20 protein-coding genes and 1 tRNA gene are annotated in these 20,410 nt (G+C 65.7%); 8 read left to right on the top strand and 13 right to left on the bottom strand.

All coding sequences use genetic code 11. The features are described from left to right. Positions 1-52: 52 nt before the first annotated feature. Positions 53-126 (top strand) — tRNA-Cys (locus WA983_RS06950). A 152-nt stretch (positions 127-278) separates the two neighbouring features. On the opposite strand, the gene WA983_RS06945 is transcribed toward WA983_RS06950, so the two are convergent. The 6 genes from WA983_RS06945 to WA983_RS06920 form a co-directional block, all read right to left on the bottom strand. Then, complete coding sequence (locus WA983_RS06945) at positions 279-440, bottom strand: DUF1328 domain-containing protein (RefSeq protein WP_424252370.1); 162 nt, start codon at positions 438-440, stop codon at positions 279-281. Between the two features lie 482 nt (positions 441-922). Continuing rightward, positions 923-1,336, bottom strand: a complete 414-nt coding sequence (locus WA983_RS06940; RefSeq protein WP_424311791.1) for an I78 family peptidase inhibitor — start codon at positions 1,334-1,336, stop codon at positions 923-925. Positions 1,337-1,513: 177 nt separating this feature from the next. Then, on the bottom strand, positions 1,514-1,729 hold the full coding sequence (locus WA983_RS06935) for a cold-shock protein (protein WP_424250129.1): 216 nt from the start codon (positions 1,727-1,729) through the stop codon (positions 1,514-1,516). Between the two features lie 134 nt (positions 1,730-1,863). Then, on the bottom strand, positions 1,864-2,097 hold the full coding sequence (locus WA983_RS06930) for a hypothetical protein (RefSeq protein WP_424250131.1): 234 nt from the start codon (positions 2,095-2,097) through the stop codon (positions 1,864-1,866). 288 nt (positions 2,098-2,385) lie between these two features. After that, complete coding sequence (locus WA983_RS06925) at positions 2,386-3,315, bottom strand: ZIP family metal transporter (RefSeq protein WP_424311790.1); 930 nt, start codon at positions 3,313-3,315, stop codon at positions 2,386-2,388. After that, positions 3,308-4,792 carry a M20 family metallopeptidase gene (locus WA983_RS06920; RefSeq protein ID WP_424311789.1) on the bottom strand — a complete coding sequence of 495 codons (1,485 nt, stop codon included), beginning with the start codon at positions 4,790-4,792 and terminating at the stop codon, positions 3,308-3,310. Before WA983_RS06920 ends, WA983_RS06925 begins: the two co-directional genes overlap by 8 nt. 100 nt (positions 4,793-4,892) lie before the next feature. Here WA983_RS06920 and WA983_RS06915 point away from each other — a divergent pair, with 100 nt between their 5' ends. From WA983_RS06915 to WA983_RS06905, 3 genes are all read left to right on the top strand, one after another. Then, positions 4,893-5,486, top strand: coding sequence for a DUF2946 family protein (locus tag WA983_RS06915; protein ID WP_424247956.1), 594 nt, complete (start codon positions 4,893-4,895; stop codon positions 5,484-5,486). A 148-nt stretch (positions 5,487-5,634) separates the two neighbouring features. Continuing rightward, positions 5,635-6,804, top strand: a complete 1,170-nt coding sequence (locus WA983_RS06910) for a p-hydroxyphenylacetate 3-hydroxylase oxygenase component (RefSeq protein WP_424247954.1) — start codon at positions 5,635-5,637, stop codon at positions 6,802-6,804. Between the two features lie 12 nt (positions 6,805-6,816). Then, entirely contained in the window at positions 6,817-7,773 is a 957-nt protein-coding gene (locus WA983_RS06905; protein ID WP_424247952.1) for a p-hydroxyphenylacetate 3-hydroxylase reductase component, read from the top strand. A 35-nt stretch (positions 7,774-7,808) separates the two neighbouring features. Here the strand turns inward: WA983_RS06905 and hpaA are convergent, their stop codons facing one another. Beyond that, on the bottom strand, positions 7,809-8,759 hold the full coding sequence (gene hpaA, locus WA983_RS06900; RefSeq protein WP_424247950.1) for a 4-hydroxyphenylacetate catabolism regulatory protein HpaA: 951 nt from the start codon (positions 8,757-8,759) through the stop codon (positions 7,809-7,811). A gap of 87 nt (positions 8,760-8,846) precedes the next feature. Here hpaA and WA983_RS06895 point away from each other — a divergent pair, with 87 nt between their 5' ends. From WA983_RS06895 to WA983_RS06880, 4 genes are all read left to right on the top strand, one after another. Further along, a complete protein-coding gene (locus tag WA983_RS06895) occupies positions 8,847-9,434 on the top strand; it encodes an NUDIX hydrolase (protein ID WP_424247948.1) in 588 nt (195 codons plus the stop codon). Between the two features lie 28 nt (positions 9,435-9,462). Continuing rightward, positions 9,463-10,305, top strand: a complete 843-nt coding sequence (gene aat / locus WA983_RS06890) for a leucyl/phenylalanyl-tRNA--protein transferase (protein WP_424311788.1) — start codon at positions 9,463-9,465, stop codon at positions 10,303-10,305. A gap of 87 nt (positions 10,306-10,392) precedes the next feature. Continuing rightward, a complete protein-coding gene (locus WA983_RS06885) occupies positions 10,393-11,145 on the top strand; it encodes an arginyltransferase (protein WP_424247944.1) in 753 nt (250 codons plus the stop codon). A gap of 43 nt (positions 11,146-11,188) precedes the next feature. Further along, positions 11,189-12,232, top strand: a complete 1,044-nt coding sequence (locus WA983_RS06880; RefSeq protein WP_424311787.1) for a quinone-dependent dihydroorotate dehydrogenase — start codon at positions 11,189-11,191, stop codon at positions 12,230-12,232. Positions 12,233-12,310: 78 nt separating this feature from the next. Here the strand turns inward: WA983_RS06880 and WA983_RS06875 are convergent, their stop codons facing one another. From WA983_RS06875 to WA983_RS06850, 6 genes are all read right to left on the bottom strand, one after another. Beyond that, positions 12,311-15,472, bottom strand: coding sequence for an efflux RND transporter permease subunit (locus tag WA983_RS06875; protein WP_424311786.1), 3,162 nt, complete (start codon positions 15,470-15,472; stop codon positions 12,311-12,313). Then, positions 15,469-16,665, bottom strand: coding sequence for an efflux RND transporter periplasmic adaptor subunit (locus tag WA983_RS06870; protein WP_424311785.1), 1,197 nt, complete (start codon positions 16,663-16,665; stop codon positions 15,469-15,471). The genes WA983_RS06875 and WA983_RS06870 overlap by 4 nt, the downstream gene beginning before the upstream one ends. 350 nt (positions 16,666-17,015) lie before the next feature. Beyond that, the gene (gene phaP / locus WA983_RS06865) at positions 17,016-17,585 is read right to left on the bottom strand and encodes a TIGR01841 family phasin (protein ID WP_424311784.1); all 570 of its coding nucleotides are present in this window, start codon (positions 17,583-17,585) and stop codon (positions 17,016-17,018) included. 153 nt (positions 17,586-17,738) lie between these two features. Then, positions 17,739-18,461, bottom strand: a complete 723-nt coding sequence (locus tag WA983_RS06860) for an IclR family transcriptional regulator (protein ID WP_424247961.1) — start codon at positions 18,459-18,461, stop codon at positions 17,739-17,741. 264 nt (positions 18,462-18,725) lie between these two features. Next, positions 18,726-19,601: a competence/damage-inducible protein A gene (locus tag WA983_RS06855; protein WP_424311783.1), complete on the bottom strand. Its 876-nt coding sequence runs from the start codon at positions 19,599-19,601 to the stop codon at positions 18,726-18,728. Positions 19,602-19,613: 12 nt separating this feature from the next. Next, the gene (locus tag WA983_RS06850) at positions 19,614-20,405 is read right to left on the bottom strand and encodes an EI24 domain-containing protein (protein ID WP_424311782.1); all 792 of its coding nucleotides are present in this window, start codon (positions 20,403-20,405) and stop codon (positions 19,614-19,616) included. Positions 20,406-20,410: the final 5 nt, after the last annotated feature.

Here is a 20,410-nt window from a genome sequence, read left to right as displayed (position 1 = left end):
TATCGTATAATGCTGGACTTGGCCTGGGACACCCCGGGCACCAGACGTCACCGGCGCAATGGCAGAGTGGTGATGCAGCGGATTGCAAATCCGTGTACGTCGGTTCGATTCCGGCTTGCGCCTCCAGTATCGATGCGGCTATCAACGCATCATTTGAAGTTCCGCATTTCCGCAAAGTGCCACAGCAGCCCGCCCCAGCGCGGGCTTTTTTGCGTCTGGAATCGGAGGATGTGGCGCTGACCGCTGCGCTGGGTGGACTGCGCCCGGCAGCGTAGCGGTCATCCCCGTCCGCGCCCGAATATCAAGGATGCGATAAACAGAATGATGAAAATGATGAAGAGGACCTTGGCAATTTCAGCGGCAATACCAGCAATGCCGAAGAAGCCGAGAAACCCTGCCACCAAAGCGATAATGAGAAACACGACAGCGTAGTGAAGCATGAGACCTCCTTATTGATAGTGCTTCATCCCCAAAATTGACGATTTCACAATACACGGCAACTTGTACGGGCTGCGTTTTCGGTTGAAACGTCATGTGTCAATAAAAGTGAGGCCGCATCGGGTCAGCAAACGGCAGATCGCCCGACAGACCCGCGGGCGGATGCCGTACGGAACCCGGTCTATCGGCCCCGCGCCGACCCGCGTCCCGTTGGCATGCGACTATGCACGGACTTGGCGCTTTTGATCCCTGAGTTGCCGCCCATGCCTGGCCAACGCGGCTGTTTCGGCACGGCCTTGGGATTTGCGGGCTTCACCGCCTCTTGCTTCTGATCTTTATCTTTCTTGTCCATTTCTTCCCCGCTGTCAGTGACCGGAACGGATTTGCTTCAGTCAGCCCATCAGCATAGGCCACATCGCGGAATAAAGCTTGGCTTGCCCATGAACGATCAACGCCTGCATAGCGTCGAACTCACCGGCAAAAATCACCCACAAGCGACGCGCGCAATCTTTCCTTTTTCGTCGACGTACACATTCAGCCGGTCTGATCTGAAATCCATTGTGACCGCCGAATTGTGGTGAATGACTCGTGACAGTTTCGGCATCAAGGATCGATCGAGACCGGATTCAGGTGTACCGACTAAATTTTGACGGGAGTCAGCGCCACATTGACGCGCGGCCCTAAACAGCTCCCATTCCTCGATTTTGCTTCCATCGGGCAGCGCGCACATTCCTACCTGACCTGCTGGTGTGTTTTCGATCGTCAACTTGCCGCCCACCTGTTGGCAATACACCGACGCTGGGTTTGCCATGCCTACCCGTTCCGTTTGCTGGTGACCGGACACTTGCGCGCACCCGCCAAGAATAGCGAGTACAGCAGCGATTCCGAGTTTCTGCATTGATGGTCCCCTTGAGGCAATTGATGCGAAGAAGCTTAGCCCACTGGATAATGTGTCGCCAATGTACTTGCACCCGCAGGAGTGCGCCCATGCTGGGCGCACAAAAAAACCGGGCCCCCGTTTCGGGAGGCCCGGTCGCTCCGCGCATCCCCGCCGAAGGCGGGAATACGTCTGAGATCAGAGCACCTGGATCTTGGTGGCCTGAGGTCCCTTCTGTCCGGGTGCGGACACGAAGGAGACGCGTTGGTTTTCTTCAAGGGACTTGTGGCCGGAGCCCTGGATCTCCGAGTAGTGCGCGAAAAGATCCTTGCCGCCGGAATCCGGCATGATGAAGCCGAATCCCTTTTCGCTGTTGAACCATTTCACAATGCCAGTTTCTGTAGTCAATGTCATTCCTAAAGGATAAAAGGGAAACTTTCCCCGTCCCCACTATGGGGGTTTATTGCATGCAACACAATCACGATTTCAATTTGTCGCAAATGAAGCACCGGACGCAAGAGCAATGTTCCCACCGCCTGCGGGCGTGGCTACGCCTGGATGACGGGCAGCGCACGCGTCCGGATATAGCTGAATGCCTCGGCCTTGGCGAACTCGACCGCCGCCTGGGCAGATTCGAAGAGCGGCGAGAACCGCATCAGGCGATCCTGGGTCATGCTGGCATGGCCGCTGCGAATCGAAACGGAGGCGACATACTGCCCCCCATGATCGCGGCGGACCAGCGGAGAAACCAGGTACTTGCCAACCTGTATGGATGGATACATGAAAACCTTTCGATGCGGGCGACGAGGGCCGGACATCCGATGAAAACAATGAGAGCGCAAAGCGCGTGGGGTTGAGCTCTACCCGCAGGGGTATTCGCTGCGGGCGAGAGGCTGCCGGAAACGGGAGCCCGGGATCGGGCGCGGCCGGCAAAGGAAGAAGATCAGGACAAGCACCGCGCGTTTTTCATGGAATCATTCTGCACGTCGCGGCAACTTTGGGAAAGTATACTACAACCTATACACATCATCAGCCATGCCGCAAAAAAACAACAGAACGGGACGCCTAACCTACCCCAGCGCCGTATCCAGAAACATCATCACGGCGAAGCCGGCCATCAGGCCGACGGTGGCCGCCGTCTGGTGGCCGTTGCGGTGGGTCTCGGGGATGACTTCGTGCGACACCACGAAAATCATGGCGCCGGCAGCCAGGCCCAGGCTGACCGGATAGGCGATGGGCAGGCCGCTGGCGATACCCACGCCTATCAGGGCGCCCAGAGGCTCCATCAGGCCGGAGGCGACGGCGACCAGAACCGCCCGTCCGATCGGCAGGCCGATGGCCCGCAGCGCCAGGGCCACGGCCAGACCCTCGGGGATGTCTTGAATGGCGATGGCCGTGGTCAGCGGCAGGCCGACCGCCAGGTCGCCCCGGGCAAAACCCACGCCGATCGCCATGCCCTCAGGCAGGTTGTGCAGGATGATGGCCAGCACGAACAGCCAGACGCCGCCGATGCGCTCGGCGGCCGGGCCATGAGCACCGGAACTTTCGTGCTGATGGGGTGTGAAGTAGTCCAGCCCCAGCATCAGCAGCACCCCCAGGCCCAGGCCGATGGCGACCGTCAGCGCCGCGCCCGCACCGCTGTCCAGCAGATCGCGGGCCGCGTCCAGGCCGGGCAGGATCAGCGAAAACGAGCTGGCGGCCAGCATCATGCCGGCAGCGAATCCCAGCATGCAGTCCTGGGCGCGGGTCTCGACGGACCGCAGGCCAAAGGCCAGCAGCGCACCCAGCGCCGTAGCGCCGAAACCGGCCGCGCCGCCCAGAGCCGCATACCCCAGATAGTCCCGATTGCCTTCCGAAAACGATTCCGCGCCACCGCCGAGCAACAGCCAGAGCACGGCCAGCAGCGCCACCCCCAGCCCCAGGGCCGCGACCCGGTGCTCACGCAACTGGCGGCGCCAGGCCTGGATCAAAGGCGCTGGAACTGCCCGCGCCTCACTCATCGTCCCGCATCCCCGTCGGCAAGGCCGCCATGGCCTGAGCCACCGCTGCCGTCAGCCGTTTGCCGTACGACACGTGCAAGAATTCGTTGGGACCGTGGGCGTTGGATTGCGGCCCCAGCACGCCGCAGACCATGAACTGGGCGGCCGGGAAGCCCTCACGCAACAGGTTCATCAGCGGGATCGTGCCGCCCTGGCCGATGTAGCCGCAGGGCGCGTCGAAATATCGCCGCGATGCGGCATCCAGCGCAGCGGTCAGCCAGGGCGCGGATTCCGGGGCGTTCCAGCCGCTGGCGATGCCGGGATCGGGCTGGAACAGGACGCGGGCCCGATAGGGGGCATCCTGCTCCAGCAAGTGCTTCAGTTCTTCCGCTGCCGCACCGGCGTCGACCAGCGGCGGCAGGCGCAAGGACAGCTTGAAGGCGGTGCGCGGACGCAGCACGTTGCCCGCGCTGGTCAGGGGCGGCAAGCCCTCGGCGCCGGTGACGGACAGCGTCGGCCGCCAGGTGCGGTTCAGCAGTGCCTGCTGCGGTTCCGTGGTCATGGGCAGGACGACGCTGCCCTCGGCGCCGCAACTCCAGGGGAAGCGCTTCCAGACTTCGTCGCCCAGAATGCGGGCGGTCGCCTGCGCCTGCTCGGCGCGCTCGGCCGGGATCTCGCAATGAAAGCTGGCCGGCAGCACGCGGCCCGTGCCGCTGTCTTCCAGGCGATCCAGCAGATGGCGCAGGATGCGGAAGCTGGACGGCACCACACCACTGGAATCACCCGAATGCACGCCCTCGTCCAGCACCTGGACTTCCAGTGTGCCGGTCACCAGGCCGCGCAGCGAGGTCGTCATCCAGAGCTGGTCATAATTGCCCGCCCCGGAATCCAGGCAGACCACCAGCGCGACGCGGCCCAGGCGGTCGCGCAGGGCATCGACGTAAGGCAGCAGATCGTAGCTGCCGGATTCTTCGCAGGTCTCGATCAGGCCGACGCAGCGCGGACGCGGCACGCCCTGGCGGTCCAGCGCCTCGAGAGCGGTAAGCGAAGCGTAGACGGCATAGCCGTCGTCGGCGCCGCCCCGGCCGTACAGCTTCCCGTCGCGCATCACGGGCGTCCACGGCCCCAGGCCGGCGCGCCAGCCGGAAAATTCCGGCTGTTTGTCCAGGTGACCGTACATCAGCACCGCGCCGCCGTCGTCCTGACGCGTCGCGGGCGCCTCGAAGTACAACACCGGGGTACGGCCCGGCAGGCGTATGACTTCGACAGACAGGCCCTGGATCCGCCGCGTCCGCACCCAGGAGGCGGCATCCTCCACCACGCGGTCGATGTAGCCGTGGGCGGCCCAGTCGGCGTCAAAGGCGGGGCTTTTCGCCGGCACGGCGATGTAATCGGTCAAGGCGGGAACGATCTCGCGATCCCAGACGTCATCGACGAAAGTCCGGAGGGCGTCGGCGTCCAGGCCGGCGGGCGTGGCGCTGGTCAACGGGGTATCCATGATGTGTCCTGACATGATCCAAAAGGCCATTCTACGCCCCGGGGCTGCCCGGACTGCGCTCGGCTACACTGCCTGGACAAGCTGCATCCGGAACCCCGCAATGGACGATCAAGTACTCGCCGCCATGGCCCGCTGGCCGAACGTGCCGGCGGTCCACGGCTGGCTGTCGCTGACGGCGCGCGGCCAGTGGCGCCTGCATCCCCACGGACGGGGCTGGGGCGCGCCGGATGAAGAACCCGGCGAGGCCATCACCAGCCCGCAGATCATCGCCTTCATCGGCCGCAACTTCCAGGCGGACGACGCGGGCCGCTGGTTCTTCCAGAACGGCCCACAGCGCGTCTACGTGCGCCTGGACGGCGCCCCCTGGATTCTGGGCCTGGAGACCGACGCGCAGGGCAGTCCCCTGCTGCGCACCCACACCGGTCTCGACTACGGTCCGGTGACACATTGGTGGCTGGACCCGGAAGGCCGTCTGTACGCCCAGGCGGGCCAGGGCGCTGGGCTGGTGGCGGACCGTGATCTGGCCCGGGTGCTCGACACCTTGTGCACGGCCGATGGCCGGCCGCTGGACGATTGGCTGGAAAACCCCGATGCCCCCGTCATGGCCGTGCATCTGGGCGGCACCGAGACGCCACTAGGCCTTTTGTCGGCCGATGCCCTGGAAACCACGCTGGGTTTCATCCGTCGGCCCTGAGCCGGGCTGACTCGGGGTTTTCCCCAGATCCGAGAAAAGTGCCATGTTCGGCCCGGAATGTGCATTCAGGAAAATTCACTAACATATTTACAATTTTTGGGAGCCGTTCATATTCGTCATTCGATCCTTCGGATCCAGGAGACAAGCCATGACAAACACGACCCCCATGCTGGAACGCATCCAGGCCATTCTTCCCGAACTCGCCGCCCGCGCCGCACAATCCGAACACGAACGCCAGGTGCCCGCAGAAACCATCGCTCTGCTCAAGAGCACCGGCCTGCACCGCGCCTTCCAGCCCAAGGCCTACGGTGGCCTGGAAATGTCGCTGCCCGAATTCGGCGATTGCGTCGCCGCCCTGGCCGGTGCGGACGCCGGCGCGACCTGGGCCTTCAGCCTGCTGTGCACCCATAATCACCAGCTCGCCATGTTCTCCAAGCAACTGCAGGACGAACTCTGGGGCGAAAACCCCGACGCCACCGCCAGCAGCAGCATCGCCCCCTTCGGACGCACCGAAGAAGTCGAAGGCGGCGTGCTGTTCAGCGGCGAAATGGGCTGGAGCAGCGGCTGCGATCACGCCGAATGGGCCATCGTCGGTTTCAACCGCATGAACCCCGCCGGCGAAAAGACCTACTGCTTCGCCGTGGTGCCGCGCCAGGACTACACCATCCGCGACGACTGGTACGCCATCGGCATGCGCGGCAGCGGCTCCAAGACGCTGCTGCTGGACAAGGTCTTCGTGCCCGAACACCGCATCCAGGCCGCCAAGGACATGATGGAAGGCCGCTCGGCCGGTTTCGGCCTGTACCCCGACAGCAAGATCTTCTACACCCCGTACCGACCCTATTTCGCCAGCGGCTTCTCATCCATCAGCCTGGGGATCGCCGAGCGCATGCTCGAAGCCTTCAAGGAAAAGACCCGCAACCGCGTGCGCGCCTACACGGGTGCCAGCGTGGGCACGGCCACCCCGGCCCTGATGCGCCTGGCCGAATCCACCCACCAGGTGGCGGCCGCCCGGGCCCTGCTCGAAAAAACCTGGGAAGACCACCGCGCGCACGGCGAAGCCAAGCGCTATCCCTCCGTCGAGACGCTGACCGCCTGGCGCACCAACCAGGCCTACGTGGTGAAGATGTGCGTCGAGTCGGTCAAGCGCCTGTTCGAGGCCGCGGGGGCCGGCGCCTGGTTCGAAACCAACGAAATGCAGCGCCTGTTCCGCGACAGCCACATGACGGCCGCCCACGCGTATACCGACTACGACGTGTGCTCCCAGATCCTGGGACGCCAGCTCATGGGCATGGAACCCGACCCCACGATGATCTGAGGAGAGCCGCCCATGGACGCCCCGCACCTCGCCGAACAGACCGCATTCGACCCACGCATCTTCCGCCGGGCGCTGGGCAATTTCGCCACCGGCGTCACCGTCGTGACGGCCCGCGCCGGTGATGACATGGTGGGCGTGACCGCCAACAGCTTCAGTTCGGTTTCGCTCGATCCGCCGCTGATCCTCTGGAGCATCGACAAGCGCTCAGGCAGCTTGCCGGTGTTCCGGCGCGCCACCCATTTCGCCATCAATGTCCTGGCCATGGACCAGATCGAACTGTCCAACCGCTTCGCCCGGCCGATCGAAGACCGCTACGCCGGCGTCGCCTGGCACGCTGGACAGAGCGGCTGCATCCTGCTGGACGGCGCCAGCGCCAACTTTCAGTGCGAGAAGGTCGAAATCATCGAAGGCGGTGATCACTGGATCCTCATCGGCCGGGTACAGGCATTCGAAGACCGGGGCACGGCCCCCCTGCTGTACCACCAGGGCTCGTACGCCATGGTGCTGCCCCACCCCCACCGGCAGCCGCCGCAGGCCGCGGCCTCCGAAGAGGCCGCCAACGACCTGCAGGCCCGCCTGGCCGATCATCCCTATTTCCTGATGACCCAGGCCGTGCGTCACTACCAGGAAAGCTACCAGCCCCGGCAGATCGAAACCGGCTGGCGGCCCGGCGAAGCACGCCTGCTCATGATCCTGAACGACGGCCCCGTCCAGGACATGGCGGTGCTGGCCCGTCAGGCCGATATGCCGCAGCACCAGGTTGAACAGACCCTGGATCTGCTGCGCAGCCGCAGCCTGGTCGAGCGCACGCCGGACGGCGAAACGCTGACGGCGGCAGGTGCGACGCAAGCCCGTGGAATCTGGGCAACGGCGCGGCGTCACGAGGAAAAGGTCTTCGCCCGCTTCGACCGGGCCCAGGTGGAGACCTTCAAGCAGGTACTCAGAGGGATCATCGCTGCCCCGGCCTGATCCCCCGACCGGAAATCACCGGCAGGGCCCGGGCTTCAAGCGTCCTGCGCTCGGGCCGGGACATCCTGGCCTGCGGCCTGGCGCTCGAGCGCGCCGGCCATGCGCGCCCGGTAGATGCCCGGCGACTCGCCCGCCTGCCGCAAAAAGAAACGACCGAAGTAAGCGGGGTCGTCGAACCCCAGCTCATAGCCCACCTGACTGACCGCCTGCCCGGTATACAGCAGCAGGCGGCGCGCCTCCTGCATCAGTCGATCGTTGATCAGCCGCTTGGGCGGTTTGCCGGTCATGCGGCGGCACACCTCGTTGAGCCGTTGTTCGCCGATGGCCAGATCGGCCGCATAGCGAGGCAAGGTCCAGTGCTCACGGAAGTGGGCCTCCATCAGGGCGCTGAATTGCTGAAAGAGCTGCAATTCCTCGCGGCACGGCGGGGGTGAGGCCAGCGCCTCGGAAGACAGCCGCAACAGGCTGATGAAGATCAGCCGCGCCAGCAACGTCAGACTCTGGGCCTGACCGGGCCGGCGCTCGGCATGCTCGCGGCGCAACAGGCCGAACAACAGATCCATGCAGTGCGCCTCGGCGGCGTATTCGCCTTCCAGCGCCTCGATCGGCAGGCAGACGGGCGCGATCTGCGCGCCATCGCCCGGCCAGGCCATGCCATCACGCGGCATCGGTCCGAGCGACCGCGGCCGGACGGTCAGGACATGACCATCGGCATCGTCGTCGGTCACGAACGCATGCAGGAACGCGGGCGGAGTCAGGAACACCATGGGCGCCTGCAGGCGATAGAGCCGGTCTTCGAGTTGCACGCGCACCATGCCGTTCAGGACGTAATGCACCTGAAAGAACTGGTCGTGCCGATGCATCGCCATGCTGCGCCCCAGTTGACTGGCCAGGGTGCCGAGCGCTTCGTAGTGCAGGTCGGCATCCGCGTGGTCGGGGCCCGCGATATGGCTCAGGTCGAGATTGGGGATGGCCTGGCGCGACATGCCGTGACTCAGCGAGTTGTTCCGATGCCCATTCTATACGCGATACGTCGGCATCACGCCATATCGCTCGCAGGCTAAAATCCTGGCATGACTTCGCCCGATCCCGCCTTCTACCACCCCGCCCCCCGCACCCAGCAGTTCTGCTCTCAATGCGGTCATGCCCTCAGCCGGGAAACGCCACCGGACGACAACCGCATCCGCGACCTGTGCCATCACTGCGGTGCGGTCCACTACCAGAACCCACGCAACGTGGTCGGCGTGGTTCCAATCCTGGGCGACCGGGTGCTGCTGTGCCGCCGTGCCATCGAGCCGCGCTACGGCAAATGGACGCTGCCGGCCGGTTTCATGGAACTGGGCGAAACCACCGAACAGGGCGCCGAGCGCGAAAACCAGGAAGAATCCGGTGCGCGCATCGAGATCCGCTCCCTGCTCACGGTGATCGACGTGCCCCTGGCCAACCAGGTCCACCTGTACTACCTGGCCGACGTCCTCGGCCCAGACCTGGCGCCGGGACCTGAATCCCTGGAGGCCGCCTTCTTCGATCTGGACGAGATCCCCTGGGACGAACTGGCCTTCCGCACCGTCAGCACGACGCTGGAACACTACCTGCAGGACCGCGCCCGGGGCGAATACCCCACCCACCACTACGCCATCACCCTGCGCTTTCCGGACTGAGCCGCAGGACACACGCCGTGACGATGCCATGACGATCGCCTGGGTCGAAGACCGCGATCCCCTGCCCGACCCGGCCCATGCGCCGGTGCCCGCCAGCGGCCTGGCGGCGGCAGGGCTGGATCTGTCACCCGCCCGGCTCTACGAAGCCTACCGCAAAGGCCTGTTCCCCTGGTACAGCCCCGGCGAGCCGGTGTTGTGGTGGAGCCCCGATCCGCGCATGGTGCTGCGCTGCGAGGATTTCCACCTCGGCCGTTCACTGGCCAAGCGCGTCCGGCAGTTCGACCGGGACACTGCACCCGAAACCGTCACCGCCCCGACCGCCTCGGACTCGCCGCCCGACCTGCACGTCACCCTGAACCAGGCGTTCTCCGACGTGATCGCCCACTGCGCGCGACGCGGTGCCCCGCGCATCGGCCTGGGTGCCGCCCGCACCGGCCAGGACTGGTTCGCACCCGGCGCGGCACAAGGGCGGGACGGCACCTGGATCACGCCGGACATTCAGGCCGTCTACACCGCATGGCACCGCATGGGCTACGTCCATAGCATCGAGACCTGGATCGGCGGCCGGCTGGCCGGCGGCCTGTACGGCGTCAGCCTGGGACAGTGTTTCTTCGGCGAATCCATGTTCAGCCTGGCCGCCGACGCCAGCAAGATCGCCCTGGCCTATCTGGTCAGCCACCTGCGCACGCGGAGTGTGTCCTGGATCGACTGCCAGCAGGAAACGCCCCACCTGGCCAGCCTGGGCGCACGCCCTGTGGCCCGGCCCGAATTTCTGGCCATGCTGGCGGCCGGCCGCGACACCCCGGCCCCGGCCTGGGGACGCGGACGCCTGAGGGCCGATGGGCGTCTGCAAGCCCGACCTGCCCCCTGAACCAGTTCCTCAGCGGGCGCGCGGCCCCGGCTGGCCTTCCCACGTCGCCGGTGCCACAATGAATCGATCGCCACTTCGGCCCGTTTCATGAGCAATCCCAGCGAATCCATCTTCCGCCGCCTGCAGTTCTACACCACCGCCAGCTACCCATGCAGCTATCTGCCCGGTCGCATGGCACGCTCCCAGGTCGCCGCGCCCACCCACCTGGTGGACGAATCCGCCTACGCACGCCTGATCGAGCAGGGCTTTCGCCGCAGTGGCCTGTTCACCTACCGGCCCGCCTGCGAGCAATGCCAGGCCTGCATCCCCATCCGCGTCGACGTCCGGCGCTTCCATCGCGATCGCACCCAGGGCAAGCTCTGGCGCCGTCTGCAGCCCGTCCTGAGGGCCCGGCTGGCACCGCTGCACTGGGACGTCCGGCATTTCGACCTCTATCTGCGCTACCAGAAGCGCCGTCATCCAGGTGCCGGCATGGACCAGGACGATCAGGCTCAGTACACCCAGTTCCTGCTCACCAGCCGGGTCCATTCGGAACTGGCCGAGTTCCACGACGCCGACGGCGTGCTGCGCATGGTGGCCATCATGGACCGCGTCGACCACGGACTGTCGGCCGTCTACACCTTCTACGATCCCGACTGGCCGGGCAGCCTGGGCACCTATGGCATCCTCTGGCAGATGGACTACGCCGCCCGCCTGGGCCTGCACTGGCTGTACCTGGGCTACTGGATCGAGGAAAGCCGTAAAATGGCTTACAAATCACGCTTCAGGCCGCATCAGATCCTGCGCGGCGGCGTCTGGACCGAGCCGCCGGACACGCCCCCGCCGTCCGCCGGTCGTTGACGCCAGGCTCCCGCCCTCTCCCAACCTCATCCGACGAGCCCCCATGTCCCTGTTGTTCCAAGCCTATCCGCTGGCACGCGCCGCCCTGTTCTCCATGGACCCTGAACAGGCCCACGAATGGACCTTGCACGCGCTGCAACGCAGCCAGGGCTGCGCCGCGACGCGGCTGCTGAGCGCGCACCAACCGGTGCTGCCGCGCACCGTCATGGGCCTGCCGCTGCGCAACCCGGTCGGCCTGGCGGCGGGCCTGGACAAGAATGGCGCCTGCATCGACGGTCTGGCCGCCCTGGGCTTCGGCTTCATCGAGGTCGGCACCGTCACCCCGCGCGCCCAGCCCGGCAACCCAAAGCCGCGCATGTTCCGCCTGCCGCGCGCGCGCTGCCTGATCAACCGCATGGGCTTCAACAATGACGGCCTGGACACCTTCATCGCCAACGTGCAGCGCAGCCAGTGGCGCCGCCAGGGCGGCATCCTGGGACTGAACATCGGCAAGAACGCCGACACGCCGATCGAGCGCGCCGTGGACGACTATCTGCAGTGCCTGGACGGCGTCTACCCCCACGCGGACTACGTCACCATCAATATTTCTTCGCCCAACACGCGCAATCTGCGCAGCCTGCAAAGCCACGACGCACTCGACGCGCTGCTGGGTGCCCTGCGCGAACGGCGCGAGGCCCTGGCCGACCGCCATGGCCGGCGTACGCCGCTGGTGATCAAGATCGCCCCCGACCTGGAAACCGAAGAAATCGACGCCGTCGCAGAACTGGCGCCGCGCCATGGCATCGACGGCATCATCGCCACCAACACCACGCTGTCGCGCGACGCGGTGCGCGGCCTGCCCTACGAAGAAGAGGCGGGCGGCCTGTCCGGCCCGCCCGTGCATGCAATGTCCCTGGCGGTGATCCGCCGCCTGCGCGAACGCCTGGGCAAGGACACGGCGATCATCGGCGTGGGCGGCATCGAATCCGGCCGCCAGGCCGTGGAAAAAATCCAGGCCGGCGCCGATGCGGTACAGCTCTACACCGGGCTGATCTACCGGGGCCCGGCGCTGGTCGCCGAATGCGTGCGGGCGCTGGAAACCGCCTGAAACCGGCACACAGTCCGCGACGGCACCCGACGCTTCAGGAAGCCGAATAGCCGCGCCGGCTCCCGCCGCCAGGCCGGCTCAGCCGGCCGCCCGACCGCCCCGAGCGCGCCGCAAGCGTTGCGCCTGCTTCATCGCCCGGCCGCGCACGTAGCGGTGATGCAAACGATCCAGGTACAGGTACACCACCGGGGTCGTGAACAAGGTCAGCGCCTGCGACAGGATCAGGCCGCCCACCATCGTATAGCCCAGCGGCTGGCGCAGTTCGGACCCCGCGCCGGTGCCCAGCATCAGCGGCAGGCCCGCCAGCAGGGCGCACATCGTGGTCATCATGATGGGCCGGAAGCGCAGCAGACAGGCCTGATAGATGGCCTCGCGCGGGGACAGGCCCTGCTGGCGCTCGGCCACCAGGGCAAAGTCGATCAGCATGATGCCGTTCTTCTTGACGATGCCGATCAGCAGCAGAATGCCGATGATCGCGATCACACTGAGATCGAAGCCGCTGCCCATCAGGATCAGCAACGCCCCCACGCCCGCTGACGGCAGCGTGGACAGGATGGTCAAGGGGTGGATGTAGCTTTCGTACAGCAACCCCAGCACGATGTACACGGCCACCAGCGCGGCAGCGATCAGGTAGGGCTGGGTCGCCAGGGATTCCTGGAAGACCTGGGCTGTGCCCTGGAAGGCCCCCTGGATCGACAGCGGCAGGCCCATGGTGGCCTGGGCTGCGTGGATGGCGTCGACCGCCTGCCCCAGCGAATAACCCGCCGCCAGGTTGAACGAGATCGTCACCGCCGGGAACTGGCCCTGGTGATTGATCGACAGAAAGCCCGGCTTCGAGGTATCTACCCGCGTCAGGCTGGACAGTGGCACCTGCTCGCCGGTCAGCGGTGATTTGATATACAGGCGCGAGAACACGTCCGGATCCGCCTGCAGTTCCGGAGTGATCTCCAGGATGACCTGATAGCTGTTGATCTGGGTGGAATACTGCGCCACCTGACGCTGGCCCAGCGCGTTGTAGATGGTGCTGTCGATCTGGGCCGGGGAGATGCCGAACATGGCCGCGCGGGCGCGGTCGATCGTGACCACCGCCGTGTTGGCGCTGCTCTGCTGGTCGGTCGCCAGGTCGGCCAGTTGCGGCAGACCACGAAAGCGTTCCAGCAGACGCGGCGCCCAGGTGTTCAGTTCGTCCAGGTCGGCGCTGGTCAGGGTGTACTGGTACTGGGTGCGCGACATGCGCCCGCCGACGTTGATGTCCTGGCCCGCCTGCATGAACAGGCGTACACCGGGCACGTGCTCCAGTTGCGGGCGCAGGCGGCGGATGACGTCATCGGCGCTGGCACGCCGCCCCGCTTCGCGCGGCTTCAGGCTGATGAAGAAACGCCCGGTGTTGAAGGTCGGCGCATTGCTGCTCATGCCAAAGGCGGCGATGTCAGGGTCCTGGCGCAGCACCTCGGCCAGCGCCATCATGCGCTGGTTCATGGCCCCGAATGAACTGTCCTGGGACGTCTCGGCGATGCCGAAGATCGCACCCGTGTCCTGCTGCGGAAAGAAGCCCTTCGGGATCACGATGAACAGCGCGGCGGACGCGGCCAGCGTCGCCAGGAACACGCACAGCGTGGCAAACTGATGGTCCAGCGCGTGATCCAGGCCCCGGCGGTAGACCGCCAGCATGCGGTCGAAACCGCGCTCGAAGGCCTGGTAGAGACGCCCATGCGAGGCCTGCTGCGGATTGCGCAAGTAGCGCGAACACAGCATGGGCGTCAGGCTGAGCGTCACCAGCACGGAAATCACCACCGTCATGGTGACGGTCACGGCAAATTCACGAAACAGCCGCCCCACCATGCCCCCCATCAGCAGCAAGGGGATGAACACGGCCATCAGCGACACCGAGATCGATACGATGGTAAAGCCGATCTCGCGCGCGCCTTTCAGGGCCGCCTCCATCGGCTTCATGCCTTCTTCCACGTGACGCCAGATGTTTTCCAGCATGACCACGGCGTCGTCGATGATGAAGCCCACGGAAATCGTCAGCGCCATCAGCGACAGATTGTCCAGACTGTAGCCAGCCACGTACATCAGGGCAAACGTGCCCATCAGCGCCAAGGGCACCGTGACACTGGCGATCAGCGTGCCCGCCACATTGCGCAGGAACATGAAGATCACCATCACCACCAGCACGATCGACAGCAGCAGCGTGAACTCGACCTCGTGGACCGAGGCGCGGATGTTCTGGGTGCGGTCGATCAGGGTGCTGACCTGGATGCTGGCCGGCATGGACGCCATGAGACGCGGCAGTTCCGCGCGCACGCGCTCGACCGTGTCGATGACGTTGGCCCCGGGCTGCTTGGTGATCCCCATCACCAGGGAACGCCCGTTCCGGTCCACGTCCCCCGGCCCCGCGCCCTGGCCGGCGAAGGCCCAGGCGGCCTGTTTCATGTCCTCCGGACCCGGTACGGCGATGCCGATGTCGCGCACGCGCACCGGCGCACCGTTGCGCCAGGCGATGATCACGTCGTTCCAGGGGGCCGCATCCAGGATCTGGTCGTTGGTGTAGATGGTGTAGCTCTGGCGACTGCCATCGATCGTGCCCTTGGGCTGATTGACCGTGGTGGTGGCGATCACGCCCCGGATCGATTCCAGGTCCAGGCCCAGCGCGGCGATCTTCTGCGGATCGACCTGGATGCGGATGGCCGGCTTCTGTTGACCGAAAATATTCACCTGGCCCACGCCCTCGACCCGCGAAAGCTGCTGAGCCAGTATGTTGTCGGCGAAGTCATTGACCTCGGTGACCGGCAGCACGTCGGACTGCACCGACAGGATCAGGATGGAAAAATCCGCCGGATTGACCTTGCGAAAGGTCGGCGGACTGGACAGGTTCGAAGGCAACTGGCGCGAGGCCGCGTTGATGGCGCTTTGCACGTCCAGGGCGGCGCCATCGATATTGCGATCCAGCGCGAACTGCAGCGTGATGCGCGACGAGCCCAGCGCGTTTTCGGAACTCATCTGCACCAGGCCGGGGATGGTGGAAAATTCTCGTTCCAGCGGCTGGGCCACGCTGGTGGCCATGGTTTCCGGATTGCCGCCGGGCAGCTTGGCAGTGACCTGGATGGTGGGAAAATCGACCTGGGGCAGCGGCGCAACGGGCAGCAGCGGGAACACCGCCAGGCCCAGCAAGAACAGGGCCATCGCCAGCAGCGAAGTCCCGATGGGGCGGCGGATGAACGGTTCGGAAATGTTCACGAAGCGTTCCCCGGCGCGGACTTCCCGTCAGGCGCGGCTTGATCGGCCGCTTTCAGCTCGGCGATCTTCAGGCCGGGCCGCAGCTTGTACTGGCCGTCGATCACGACGCGCTGGCCTGCCGACAGCCCCTCGGCCACCACGATCAGGCCGTCCTGGGCCACGACGGTCCGTACCGTCTGCACGCGCACCGTATCATCGTCCCCGACCACGTAGACGTACAGCCCCTGGGCACCGCGCTGCACGGCAGACTCGGGCACGACCAGGGCCTTCGACCGATCGCCCAGGATCAGCCGCACGTCCACGGTCTGCCCCGGCCACAGCGCCATGTCGGGATTGTCCAGTCGCGCCTTCAGGCGCAGCGTGCCGCTGGCCGCGTCGATCTGGTTATCCACCAACACCAGTTCACCCTGGCCCAGCCGTTCCGGCTGGCCCCGGCCGTAGACCTCGACCGCCAGCCCCGGGCCGGGTCTGCCGGCCGCGTGGACAGCGGCCTGGACCTCGGCAAAGGCCGTGTCCGGCACGGTGAAGCTGACGGCAATCGGGTCGACCTGATTGATCAGCACCAGACCATCGGCATCCGTCGCGCGGACCAGATTGCCTGGATCGACCCGCAGCGTCCCCGTGCGCCCCGTCAGCGGAGCCGTGATGCGGGTGTAGTCCAACTGGACACGCGCAGCCTGGATCTGGGCCTCGTCGGCCTGGATCGTGGCCTGCAGCACCGCGACCTGGGCGCGCTGGGTATCGAGAGTCTTGCGGTCGATGGCGCCGTGGCGAGCCAGCTCGACGTAACGCGTCAGGTCCTGGCGCGCATTGTCCAGTTGCGCCTGGTCGCGTGCCCGCTGGGCGACGGCCTGAGCCAACTGAGCCTTCTGGACGCGGTCATCGAGCTGGGCAATGAGCTGCCCCTGGCGCACCACCTCGCCTTCGCGAAAGCCCACCGATTCCAGTTGACCATCGATCCGCGCGCGCACCGTCACGCTGGCCCAGGCCTGGACCGCGCCCAAACCCTGAAGACGGATGGGCATGTCGCGTTCGGCCACGGTGGTCGTATGCACCAGCACCGGGGCCGTCCCCGTGCCGGCCGCAGCGACTGCCGGCCTGGCGCGGCCGGACCACCAGCCCCACACGCTCAGAATCAGCAGCGCCGCCAGGCCCCACCACAGAAAACTACGACGCGCAGAGGAAATCGCCATGAGTCCTCGAAACGGGATGATCGACAGGGGACCTTTCCGTATCGAAACACGGGCGGGCCAAACGACCGGACGGCCGCCTGTGGGCGAGTATACGAGGAAAATCCCACCTCGCGGCCTACATGCCGCTCGGATTCGCCAGGCACAACTCAGTCCGCAGGGACTGACTTGTGTCCGGGCTCATCCCCCAAAGGGGGCGCTTTTTGCCTTGGGACGGCCCGGCGGCAAAAAGGGCTCCCACGCTGCGCAGGCCCGCCCTGCTTGAAGCAAAAAGCAAAACGACCCCGGGACTTTCGTTCCGGGGTCGTGCGCCCGACCGGGGTTTCCTCGGTCGGGTGATCTGGCTGGGCCGATCAGGCGGCGCGGCGAGCGCGCGAGCTGGTCTTGGTGGCCTTGCCGACGTCGGCGGCGGCCTTCAGCGTGGCGTTGGTCGCGGCGGCGAAGTTCGATTCGGCGGCGCTGGCGGCCTGGCGAGCGGCCTTGGAGGCGGACTCGTAGGCGTTGTTCGCGGTGGCCAGCGAGGACTTCAGCAGCGCCACGGCACCCTCGGAACCGGTGGGGGCGTTACGGGCAAACTGTTCGACGGCGTCGGACACCTGCTGCTGGCCTTCGGCCAGTTGGGCTTCGGCCAGCTTGCTCAGGTCGCCCTGGATGCCGGCCAGGATGCCATAGACGTCCTTGCCGTAGGCCACAGCCTGTTCCGGACGCACGAAGGCAGAGGTGAAGGCCAGCAGTTCCTGGGCGTCCTTCAGTTCGGTGACTTCCTGGGACTTCTGGACGGCGTCTTCCAGAGCAGCCTTGGTAGCCTTCAGGTTCAGGTCGACCAGCTTTTCAAAGCCGCTGAAGAACGTGCCTTGGACGGCCAGCAGGTTGTCGATAACGGCCTTTTGGGTGGCCAGCAGGGATTGTTGATTCGCGCTCATGATGACTCCTTATCAATGGTAGAAGGTTTCCTCAGAGGCACAATGCCCGGCACCTTCTCGATCGCAGCGTTTGCTGCAACGCACAAATGAAATTTTAAAGGAATCACCAAGGATGTCAATTGATTTTGTTGCGACGCAACAAAATAATGTGACTCAGTGTTGCGCCTCGTAGCCCAGGGCCTCGGAAATGAGGGCGCTGGTGCTCATCAGCAACGGAATCCAGTCGTCGCGCATGCGTTCGGCGGGGGCCGACAGGGACAGCCCGGCCAGCAGCGCCCCGGTATCGTCGTAGACACCGGCCGCGATGCAGCGCACGCCGAGTTCCAGTTCCTCGTTGTCACGCGAATAGCCGTGCCGGCGCACCAGCGCGAGTTCGCGTTCCAGTTGATCGATCTGGGTGATGCTGTTGCGCGTAGTGCCGGACAACCCCGTGCGCATGGCGTAGCTGCGTACGCTGCGGGCGTCCCACACGGACAGGAACAGCTTGCCGGTGGAGGTCAGGTGCAGCGGTGCCCGGCCACCGATGGCGCGCACCACCTGCATGCCGGAGCGTTCGCTCCAGGCGCGCTCGATGTAGACGATCTCGTCACCCTGGACCAGCGACAGATTGACGGTCTGGCCGGTCTGGCGGTGCAGTTCGCGCATCGGGCCGATGGCCGCCGCGCGCACGTCCAGCCGCCCCTTGACCAGCGAGCCCAGTTCCAGCAGGCGCATGCCCAGGCGATACAGGCCGCTGTCCACGCGTTCGACGTAGCGACCCACGGCCAGGTCAGCCAGGATGCGATGCGCCGTCGAGGCGTGCAGACCCGTGGCGGCCGACAGGTCCTTCAGGGTGACCGGTTCGCGCTGTCCGGCCAGGACGTCCAGGATGCGCATGGCGCGATCCAGGACCTGGATCGTCACCGCACCATGATCGCCAGGGGTTGCGGTGAGCACAGAAACACTGGACGGAGTGGAGGTATGAGGAAGATGTGCCATGGGTTTTTTTGTTGCAGCGCGCCATTTTTCCATACTATGAAAAAACGTCACGCATGGCAAGCATTTTCTGGCTCATCCAAGGCGCTTGCCCCGCGTGATCTCCGTAGAAGAACACGCCATCCAGGGCGGCCGCCCGGCAGCCGTCTGCCAGGCGATATCGGCTCAGGCCGGAGGATCAAGCCGGCCGCCCAGCGACAGGACCTGGGCGCGCAACCAGGCCAGGGCCTCGGCGGCAGGTTCGGGGGCGCCTTTGACGCCCAGTTCGATGTGTGGATGCCCCCCCGAGTCGCCGACGTTGGGCAGGCTGAAGGCACGGATGCCCGCCCAGCACAGTTCCAGCGATTCCAGTGCCGGGGTGATGCGCGATTCGGGCAGGCCGAACACCAGGAAGGAATGCTCGACCCGGGACTCGGCGTGATGCCAGCGGGCATAGCGCGTATCCAGGGTCCAGGCCATCATGGCATGCGCCATCACCGGAAAACCGGGCATGAAGCTATGGTTGCGGATGAAGAAACCGGGGATCTTGTTGTAGCTGTTCGGGATGATTTCCGAGCCTGCGGGGAACACCCCCATCTGCAGCCGCTGCTGATTTTCAGGGGTGGACATGTCGGCGCTGCCCTGGCCCTTGGCGGCCGTCTCGGCGCAGCGTTCTCCGATGAGGCGTTCGGCGTCAGGGTGCAGCGCCAGCGACACACCCAGGGCACGCGCAGCGGCCTGCCGGGTGCGGTCATCGGGCGTGGCGCCGATGCCGCCGCAACAGAACACCAGGTCCGGCGTGGCAAAGCTGCGACGCAGGCATTCGACGATGTCGTCCTCGTCGTCGGAAATGAATTCGGCGGCCTGCAGTCTCATCCCGCGTTCCTGCAGCAGTTCGATCAGGCGCGAGAAATGCTTGTCCTGACGACGCCCGGACAGGATCTCGTCGCCGATGGCAATCAGGCGGACGCGCGGCGGTGTCTGGGGAATCGGGCAGGCGTGCGCGTCACAGGCGGGCTGCGCAGCAGACGAGCCGGCGTCATGGAAAACGGATTTCGGCATCGGAGTTCCTGGTCAGAGATCTATGACGGTTTCGGCCCGCAAGCGGCGGATGGATTCCAGACAGAAGTGAGCGTACACCAGCGCCGAGAACACCGGCATCACCAGCCAGAACAGCGGGATCAGATTGACGACGGCCAGGCAGGCCGCAATCAGCCAGAGCTGACGATTGTGGCGACGCCACAGCAGCCGGCGCTCGGCCGCGCTGGCGTGCTCGATCATGGCGTCCACGCGCAACATCCGGTTCAGCGCGAAGGCCCACCAGAACACCGGCAGCACCAGCGCCATGGGCGGTATCAGCCACAAAGGCATGGTGAACAGCCATCCCAGGCAGAACAGCGTCCCGACCCAGATCGCATTCCAGAGCCCCAGCGCCGTGGTGTTGCGCCCCTGGCGGTCCAGCCCCTGATAATCGCGACGTTCCAGGTGGTGCAGCGCGATGGGCATGACGAACACGGCGGCGACCACCAGGCCCAGAATGCCCGCCATGGGCAGCAGCAAGCCCGCCGCCAGCAGCGGCACCAGCCACAGTTTCAGGGAAAACAGGCCGATGGCGATGAGCCAGCCGTCAATGGTGTTGAACAGGCCCCAGGACGAGGCCTCCTGGTCCAGCCAGCCGGTCAACGGCTGCCAGAAGAACCACAGCAACAGCGCCGCCCCCAGGAAGGCGATCACGAAGGGCAGAAACAGGGCCGCGAGCATGCGCGGATGGAACTGGCTGGCGATGGCACGGCGAAAGGCCTGCCCGACCAGCGCCAGGCCATGAGAGGAACGGGGATCGCGCAGGGCGAGGTCTTGATGCGTCATACGGC

The organism is Castellaniella sp. (assembly GCF_049650445.1).
GTDB lineage: Bacteria > Pseudomonadota > Gammaproteobacteria > Burkholderiales > Burkholderiaceae_B > Castellaniella.
The sequence above is the reverse complement of the archived record's forward strand: the minus strand, read 5'-3'. Positions and strand labels throughout refer to the sequence as shown.